Below are 8690 nucleotides of genomic sequence, written 5' to 3' on the forward strand. Positions count from 1 at the left end.
AATCTCAAACGGTATCTCGTCTGAAATATCACGAATTTCCTTGCCGATCTGCTCACAGTAGGCATAAGGCAAATTATGGGCAGCACCTCTGAATATCTCCGAGGACTTCTTATCCTTTTTTATTTTGCCTGCCTTGATAAGCTCCTGTTTTTCGGCTTTGATACGCTGGAGCAGTACGCTTGCAGGCTCATCACCCGGATCTTGCGGAACGAGTTTGCCCTGCACCGCCATCTGGAGTATGGAGTTTTTAAGCTGCTGTGCTGTCATGTCAAGTCCTCCATATCGCTGATACCGAGAATGCTCGTGATCTGCTCCAGAATACGGTCAATATCCGCATTCAGGCTTGCACGTTTCTCCTGATACTGCTGGATTAGCTCTCTTGGAGGGAGTATTTCTTCTTCCTCATGGGGAAAACCGCAGAGGTCAATGTTATAATTTCTCTCCGCAAGTTCCTCAGCCGTGTACTTTTTCGCCTTGTCAAAGCCGTCAATGGTGATCTCCTGTCGGTCGCTCCACCACTCAATAGCAGGGGCGAAGTGTTCGAGCTTCATCGGCTTTGTCTTGGAGAAGTTCTTGTACCCGTCGGGCATATCCAGACGATAGAACCATGTTTCCTTCGTCGAGCCTGTCCTGTCAAAGAACAGGATATTTGTAGTAATAGAGGTATACGGAGCAAAAACGCTGTGCGGCATACGAATGACAGTGTGCAGATTGAACTCGCTCATCAGCTTCTTTTTGATAGCGACTTTAGCGTTATCCGTACCAAACAGGAAACCGTCAGGGAGAATGACCGCAGCTCTGCCGTTCTGCTTCAGGCGGTACATAATGACCGACATGAACAGGTCAGCCGTCTCACTGCTTGCGAGATCAGACGGAAAATGATTCTTGACTTCCGTTTTCTCGCTGCCGCCGTATGGTGGATTCATCAGAACCACATCAAACTGATCGTCCTCAGTATAGTCAAGAACATCCTTTAACAGCGAATTATCGTGATATACTCTCGGTGTGTCAATATCATGGAGCAGAAGGTTTGTGACACAAAGCATATACGGGAACTGCTTCTTTTCAATACCGTAAACCGAGGTATCAAACGCCGCTCTGTCCTCAACAGTCTTTTTCTGTGATTCAAGAGCTTTCAGCCAGCTAATGATAAATCCGCCCGTACCGCAGGCAAAATCAGCCATCTTTTCACCGATTACAGGCTTTATCATCTGTGCCATGAAGTCAGTCACAGCACGGGGCGTGTAAAACTCGCCGGCAGAGCCTGCACTTTGCAACTCTTTCAGGATAGACTCATAAATATCGCCAAATGCGTGGCTTTCCTCATAATTGGTAAGGTCAAGCTCATCAATGACATTGACTACCTGGCGAAGCAGAACACCGTCCTTCATGTAGTTGTTGGTGTCCTCAAATGTTGTCTTGACGATAGCCTTATTGATAGGCGTAGTCTTGGAAACTTGTATGCCTTTCAGCGTGGGAAACAGCGTATTATTGACGAAATCAAGCAGATCATCACCTGTCAAAGCTGTACCCTTGCCGTCATCTACCGCCCAATTACGCCAACGGCAATCTTCGGGGATAATAGACTCATAGGCATCATCATCAAATTCCCAATCTTCTTCCTTTGTGTCGTAAACCTTGAGAAACAGCAGCCAAGCGATCTGCTCAATACGCTGTGCATCACCGTTGATACCTGCATCGTTTCTCATAATATCCCGTAATCTCTTTACGAAATTACTTAAACTGCTCATATTTTAAACCACCTTGTAAATTTCTTCTTCAAGCTCTTTTACAGCCTTTTTATATCCTTCCTTACCACCAAACAACTTAACGATTGCCGCAGGCTTGCCCATACGGATAAAAGGATCAAGCTTTAATACCTGTGTGTCCTCTATCTGATAAATGCCCTCGTTTGAGTACATATCAAGCAGGGCTTCCAGAACTTCTTTCGCAAGACCATTATATTTGCTGATAAAATCACGTTTCTTTACATCGTTTGCACGTTCTTTTCGGGTCAATGGTTTCTTATCAAACGCTATGTGTATTATAAAATCAAAATCGTCTATATCGCCCATACCCTGTGATTCTTTTAAGGCCTGAATATCTATCCCGTGTTCTTTAAACAGCTCTGAAATAGTGCGTTTCTTTTCTTCACTATTCCAGCTTCTGATAAAATGTTCTAGATCGGCAAATTCTCCTAAAATGTTTGTCTTTGTATAATCTATGATATTCTCGTGACGAAGAAGCTTACCATCCGCATCATAAACCGATACCACTTTGTTTATAATTCGTACAGTACAGCCATCTACACCGACATACGGTTTAGGCTGTGGCTCAGGATGTGGTAATGGAGAATCAACAGGGCCGTCAGTATCGATCTTAGGTTCTGGAGAATGATAATTTGAATCAATTTCGACCGGCCCATCCCAGCCTTCATCATAGAACAGCCTTGTCACACCTCTGAAATCCATAACTACAAAGTGCGTCTTGCCCTCTTTTTCACGCAGTCTGGTACCTCTGCCGATGATCTGCTTGAACTCGGTCATAGAGCCGATATTCTCATCAAGCACTATCAGCTTTGTCATTTTGCAGTCAGCACCCGTAGACAGGAGCTTGGAAGTCGTAGCGATAACAGGATAAGGAGAGCCGACAGAGATGAAGTAATCAAGCTTGCTCTTGCCGTACTCGTCCGAGCCTGTGATACGCACCACATAATCAGGATTCTGAGCAACCATATCCTTATTGAAGTTGACAAGAGCCACTCTCATACGCTCCGCAGCATCCTCAGTCGCACAGAATACTATCGTTTTCTGCATACGGTCTGTGCTGATAAGGTAGTTCGTAATTTCAAGGGCAACCTGGTTGATTCTGTCTTGAATGATGATATTGTAGTCATAGTCGGTATTGTTGTATATCCTGTCCTCAATTTCGTTGCCGTAATAATCTCGTTGTCCTTTCAGCGGTCTCCAGCCGTCACTAATGTCTGTTGTGATGCTGATGACCTTAAACGGGGCGAGAAATCCGTCCTCAATGCCGTTTTTGAGGGAGTATGTGTAGATCGGCTCGCCAAAATACGAAATGTTAGAAGTATATTTTGTCTCCTTCGGAGTAGCGGTCATACCGATCTGTGTAGCCGAGGAGAAGTAATCCAGTATCCTGCGCCACTTGCTATCCTCTTTGGCGCTGCCTCTGTGACACTCATCTACGATAATAAGGTCAAAGAAATCCTTGTCAAACAGCTCGGAGAAATGCTCCTTATCATCATCACCGATCAACTGCTGATATAGCGAGAAATAGACCTGATGTGAGGTGATAGTGGTTTTGTTATCCTTAGCAACATTGATCTTGTGGATGACCTTTTCAAGCGGAGAGAAATCCTGCTGTATAGACTGATCCACAAGAATATTCCTGTCGGCAAGATACAGTATCTTACGCTTCATACCGCTTTTCAGCAGACGGTACACGATCTGGAACGCAGTATAGGTCTTGCCCGTGCCTGTTGCCATGACGAGCAGGAGTCTCATTACACCACGAGCAATAGCATCAACAGTACGGTTTACTGCCACTCGCTGATAATATCTTGGCTCGTAGGTATTCTGGCTTGAATAGTAAGGCTGGCTGATGACTGCAAGCTCATTCTCTGACAGCCCTTGCCCGCCGTTCGCATTTGCCTTGTATCGTTCCATAAGCTCATTAGGTGTAGGGAAATCATCAAGTGCGATTTCACGCTCCATACCTGTCAGCATATCGTGTTCATAGAAAGCATCACCATTGGAGCTGTAAACGAAAGGTACATCCATCATCTGAGCATAAGCTATAGCCTGTTGTAAGCCGAATGATACGCTATGGTTATTGTCCTTAGCCTCAACTATCGCTATGGGGAAACTGCTGCTCCAATACAGAACATAATCGGCAAACTTGGCGCTTTTCTTATCACGATGAACAAAGTTACCGTTCAGACAGATCTTACCGTCGGTGATCCTTGTTTCCATTGTAATTCTGTTTTTATCCCACTTATCAAGAATAGCAGGAGTAATGAATTGAAGCTTTATATCCTCTTCTGACATTTCTTTTTTTGCAAGTATGGTCATTGTCACACCTCCACTTCAGATAAGATAAAATTATAAGAAGTTATATATTCACATCACATTATACCACATTTCCCACAAATAGTCAATCATTTAGCTGCGTTTTTTATTGCTTTGTAATAAAAATGAAGTAAAGTCACTAAATTTAAGGTAGAAAAAAAGCAGCCTTCCGACTCCTTAAAAAGCCGAAAAGCTGCCATAACAAAATTCAAAAATATCAGCTCAGCGAACTAATATAATACCCTAGTGTACTCTTAGGATTAAGCTCCGAAAGATCGACCGCCACGCCTACCGTCATGCCCAGCCGCTCGCGGTCTGCCTGTGATACGTCGAACTCTATGCCCCACGCGTTGCCGTCTATGTTTATCCACGCCGTCGGGCCGAACGTTCCGCCGTCAAGCGTTGCGCCCTCCAGGCTCGGGTAAATGGCTTTCAGCTCGTTGTACGTCATTCCAACCTGCACGCCCTCGGTGATGTATCCGCCCGGCGTGACGTGTATCGCGTACGGGAAATCAAGCGTGCCGATGTTCTGTATGTCCGTGGTGTAAAAGCCTATCTTTGTGTTCGGATACACGTCGTCGTTCTCGACAGCGATGATGTTTTCCTGCCCCACTGATATAAAATCCATGCTGAAATCGTCGCCAAGCTCGGCAAAAATATCGTCCGCCGTTTCGTAGATAAGGTCGTTCGCATACACCGTGTCGTCGTAAATGTCATACGGCGCAAGCGTGGTCACGGGCTTAGTCGTGGTCGCCTCGGCGGTCGTTGTGGTGGTAGTTTCCGTCGGCTGAGCGGCGCTGTCAGATTTTTCGTCTGCCGAACTTCCGCCGACTTCGATAAGAAAAGTCGCCGAATGTTCGTCACCGTCTGAATCATAATGGCTCTCAGTTATCTTGAAATCACCCGCATTGTCCACACCAATGCAAGCCTGAGCCTTGCAGGTGCTTCCGATAGGCGCTTCATTTGGGTTTCTCACAACGTCGCCCGGGTAACTGTAACCCATAACGCCATTGCTGTCTATTATGGTGTCCTCCATGTCAAAGAAAATGCCCTTTGCTATGCCATCCTCGTCCTCGTAACCGATGTTTGTATATTCATAGTCAACGATGTAAACTGCCGCAGGGTTTTTCCCCGAATACTCGTTGCGCTCAGCCGTTTCCGTGACGCCTGTAACGGTAAGCGACCACTGCCCGTCAACTGTCCAAGTTTCGCCAATGGTGTAGTAGTCTTTCTTCTTGCTTTTTTTGCCGCTGCCTGAATCGCTGTCAGAACAAGCGGTGAGCAGCACCACCGCACCCGTGAGGACTATTGCTGTTAGCTTTTTTAAGGTCATTTGGTTGCACCCCCTATATCTTGATCTCGATAGCAAGCAGCTTTTCCTCAGTTTTCTCGATCTCTTCAAAAACTACGCCTTTCGTTCTTACAATGTACTTGTCCACCGTTTCATGAAGGTCATTTTTGATAGCTTTTGCCGTCTTTACGTTTATCTTTATCTCTGCAAAAAGCTTTTTCATAAGCTCTTTGGTAACATCCTGGTTCATGAATTTCAGTATTTTTCCCGTTGATTCGGCGATCCTTTCCACCTGCTGACTTACTTCTTCTTTGAAAGCCTTTGTTGCGTCAAAAAACATTATTGGGTCGTTCAGCAGCTTTAACGCGTCCATACCAAAAACGATCGCGTAATACTCTTGTGACAGCTGCTGATAATAATTATACGCATCGTTAAACTCGTTATTTAGTTTCATTACAGACTTAAAAACAAACATTCCGAATTCATTGTTTATTTCCTCTTCAAACTTATCGAGCTTATGATGCTTTCGCAGAACAAATCTTGTACTTGCCACCATATCATGAAGCTTATCTTGTTCGCTGCGAAACATTTCGTTAGCGTGCTCTTTTATTTTATACGGCACTTTTACCTTGTAATTGTTCCACAAGTTGCGGATAATGCAGTTTACTACCTCTTCGCGTCCAAACTTCTTTACCTCGCCAGAAATAAGTTTTTTCTCATAGTTGTTTACAAATATCACCGAGTCAGCCGAAACGCTGCCGTCTTCAACTATGCGCTTTTTCATACGCTCCGCTCTGTCGTCGTTCTCAGACTTGCAGTGAGTTATCACAACGTTTACGTTGTTTTTCTCAGCTATAAGGTCGTTTATTATGCTTATCTCAAAATCTTCCACTCTGTCAGAGTCGGCGCTAAGGCAGTAGATTATGGTGCTGAACCATTCGTTGATAGAGTGCTTGTCGTACTCCGCTACTTTGTCGATTATCTGCTTGTGCCATTCGTCCGCTTTATCGGGTTCAAGACCCCAGCTGTCGCATATCGAAAAAGATATTCGGTCGTTATCTTTCAGCTCGAAAGAATATTCGTGCAGGCCCTCCGCCGTTACGGGCTTTCCCGCACCCGTCTCCGCGACCTCTTCGCCAAATATGTAATTCAGCAGACTGCTTTTGCCAACGCCCGATTTGCCGGCTATCAGTATATTAGTTTTTATCTTGTCGCCTTCCATTATTTCCTTGCTCCTTTTTTCGTATCCTTGAACATATCAACTACAGCTTTTACTATTCTCTCTACAATTTTCTGATCCTTGCCCTTGCTGATCTCTTTCATTACCTTTTTCAGATTTTCAACAGTAAAGTAGTCGGAAATTTTGGTGATCATAAGGTCTTTCGAGCCGCCGTTCTCTATGCAGGCTTTAGTGTATTCCTCGCAGATCTTCGTTATCGCAACGCCGAGGGTAGCCGTAACAGTAGTTGCCACTGAAACATTTACCGTGGCTTTCGCCGCGCCGCCGACAAATGGGATCACCGAAAGCAGCTGAGAAGCCAGCGTTTTTCCTATATAAGAAACGAAGCCCGCTCCGGCTAAATTTTTCACAGCGCCCTTCATATCATTATCTATTCCGTAGCAGCTTAAAATATCCATCGCCATTTTTACCTGTATGCCCATAAGCGGTACCGAATCGGAAAGTGGCACGGGTACAAATGATGTAGCCGTAACAATACCTGCGGCTAAAGCCGCGTATTTCGGTATCTTGTGCTTTATCATCATTTCTGCCATTTGACCCTGCGCTTTTTTGAGCGACGGGATAAAGCTTTCTCTGAGGTAATCGTCAAGATTATGATGTGCCCAGCTGTTTATCTCAGATTTCTGCACATACTCGTCGCCAAGATCGCTGTTAGTAGAATAGGTAAACACCTCAATGCCGTTTATCCTATTGCGTTTTCCGGCTTCGCCGACAGCGTCCTTTATCTGAGCGACTTCGTTCTCGTCAAGATTATCCACCTTTGTAATAATAACGCACACGGGGATATTTCTCGCCTGTATGTCTTTTATCAGCCTTTCATCGAGATCCATGAAGCGGTTATTTATGCAGTACCAAACCTCGTGGATGTGCATACCCAAATCCGCAGGATATGTATTTTTGCGTTCGTCGATAAGGTCGATTATGTTTCTGTAAAAAGCACTGTTTTCCGGCGTAGACGAGCTTTCTACCTCGTAGCCCTCAGTGTCGAACAAGGTAATGCTCTTTGAATGATACTCGTGTATGCCCCTTGTCTGCGGTTTTCCGCTGCTTCCGACAGGCGCGGCGCTATCCTTATCAAACTCGAAGAAGTCGTTTATAAGGCTGCTTTTGCCAACGCCGGTAGCTCCGCACACTATGATATTGATATTTTTTGAAGCAATTTCCTTTACTTCCTCATAGCACTTATCATAGTCAAAGTTTTTTACATCAAATTTCTTGTTGATGTTTTCGTTCATGTTAAAAAACTCCTTTTCCTTATTGATTTGTCAATTATCAACTATAACTGACATAATAATACGTTTTTGTATGTTAATTATAACACATTCTTTTTCACTTTTGTTAAGCTGGCTGCTTAGTATAACGTTTTCGTAAGATATTTTTTTATTTTAACAAAAAACATGGCACAATCCGCTTTTTATACAAATATCGCATTATTTCAAATACTTTACATCATTATATCATATTATTTCACATATTTCAACCCCTTTATAGGAAAAATTCCGACATAATGCATAATGATATAGGATAAAATATTATATATGGGGGGTGCAAATAATGTACGAGAACAAATTCATGTATGACAATAATTTTGCTTTGAGGATCTCAAAACTTCGCACACAGAAAGGTGTTTCCGCAAGGGATATGAGCTTATCTATTGGACAGAACGCAGGGTATATAAACAATATCGAAACAGGAAAAGCCCTGCCCTCTATGACCTCTTTCTTTTATATCTGCGAGTATCTGGACATTACGCCGCAGGAGTTTTTCGACGCCGACGCCGAGCAGCCAAAAGAGCTAAGTAAGCTTATCTCTGACCTGAAAAAGCTCAACAAAAGGCAGCTGGAGAACATTGCTGATATTGTTAATGATCTGGCTAATGGGAATAGGCGGTGAGAGGGTAAAAGGTAAGTTTGTACGTCTGCCACATAGACAAGACCGACACTTTGAAGCATGATTATAAGGTAAATAGGTACAGGAGAGGTGAGGTTCAGTACAAAAAAATCACAGCCCCTTCCCAAGCTGTGATTCCTTTTCAACTCAATACTCCTCCGCCAACAGCAGCGTAATATGA

Annotated in this window: 6 protein-coding genes and 1 pseudogene; 1 reads left to right on the forward strand and 6 read right to left on the reverse strand. The window is 44.1% G+C overall.

Translation table 11 applies throughout. The annotated features are described in order from the left end of the window. The 6 genes and pseudogenes from AB5Z01_RS13170 to AB5Z01_RS13195 all read right to left on the reverse strand — a co-directional run. Positions 1-267, reverse strand: a pseudogene (locus AB5Z01_RS13170) (restriction endonuclease subunit S); the annotation flags it as partial. Beyond that, entirely contained in the window at positions 264-1751 is a 1488-nt protein-coding gene (locus tag AB5Z01_RS13175; protein ID WP_278461105.1) for a class I SAM-dependent DNA methyltransferase, read from the reverse strand. The gene AB5Z01_RS13175 and the pseudogene AB5Z01_RS13170, both read right to left, overlap by 4 nt. A 3-nt stretch (positions 1752-1754) precedes the next feature. After that, a complete protein-coding gene (hsdR, locus tag AB5Z01_RS13180) occupies positions 1755-4091 on the reverse strand; it encodes an EcoAI/FtnUII family type I restriction enzme subunit R (protein ID WP_287216405.1) in 2337 nt (778 codons plus the stop codon). 214 nt (positions 4092-4305) lie between these two features. Further along, the gene (locus AB5Z01_RS13185; RefSeq protein WP_287216406.1) at positions 4306-5421 is read right to left on the reverse strand and encodes a hypothetical protein; all 1116 of its coding nucleotides are present in this window, start codon (positions 5419-5421) and stop codon (positions 4306-4308) included. 13 nt (positions 5422-5434) lie between these two features. Next, entirely contained in the window at positions 5435-6601 is a 1167-nt protein-coding gene (locus AB5Z01_RS13190; RefSeq protein WP_287216407.1) for a GTPase, read from the reverse strand. Next, positions 6601-7854, reverse strand: a complete 1254-nt coding sequence (locus tag AB5Z01_RS13195; protein ID WP_286961515.1) for a GTPase — start codon at positions 7852-7854, stop codon at positions 6601-6603. The genes AB5Z01_RS13190 and AB5Z01_RS13195 overlap by 1 nt, the downstream gene beginning before the upstream one ends. Before the next feature lie 337 nt (positions 7855-8191). Here AB5Z01_RS13195 and AB5Z01_RS13200 point away from each other — a divergent pair, with 337 nt between their 5' ends. Further along, positions 8192-8512: a helix-turn-helix domain-containing protein gene (locus AB5Z01_RS13200; protein WP_186489976.1), complete on the forward strand. Its 321-nt coding sequence runs from the start codon at positions 8192-8194 to the stop codon at positions 8510-8512. Positions 8513-8690: the final 178 nt, after the last annotated feature.

Source organism: Ruminococcus sp. RTP21359st1_H3_RTP21359_211015 (genome assembly GCF_040909065.1).
Taxonomy (GTDB): Bacteria; Bacillota; Clostridia; order Oscillospirales; family Ruminococcaceae; genus Hominimerdicola; species Hominimerdicola aceti.

Bases quoted from the DNA above. Each gene is read 5' to 3' on its own strand.
- AB5Z01_RS13175 (WP_278461105.1), bottom strand. From the start codon at position 1,751: ATGAGCAGTTTAAGTAATTTCGTAAAGAGATTACGGGATATTATGAGA.
- AB5Z01_RS13185 (WP_287216406.1), bottom strand. From the start codon at position 5,421: ATGACCTTAAAAAAGCTAACAGCAATAGTCCTCACGGGTGCGGTGGTG.
- AB5Z01_RS13190 (WP_287216407.1), bottom strand. From the start codon at position 6,601: ATGGAAGGCGACAAGATAAAAACTAATATACTGATAGCCGGCAAATCG.
- hsdR (WP_287216405.1), bottom strand. From the start codon at position 4,091: ATGACCATACTTGCAAAAAAAGAAATGTCAGAAGAGGATATAAAGCTT.
- AB5Z01_RS13200 (WP_186489976.1), top strand. From the start codon at position 8,192: ATGTATGACAATAATTTTGCTTTGAGGATCTCAAAACTTCGCACACAG.
- AB5Z01_RS13195 (WP_286961515.1), bottom strand. From the start codon at position 7,854: ATGAACGAAAACATCAACAAGAAATTTGATGTAAAAAACTTTGACTAT.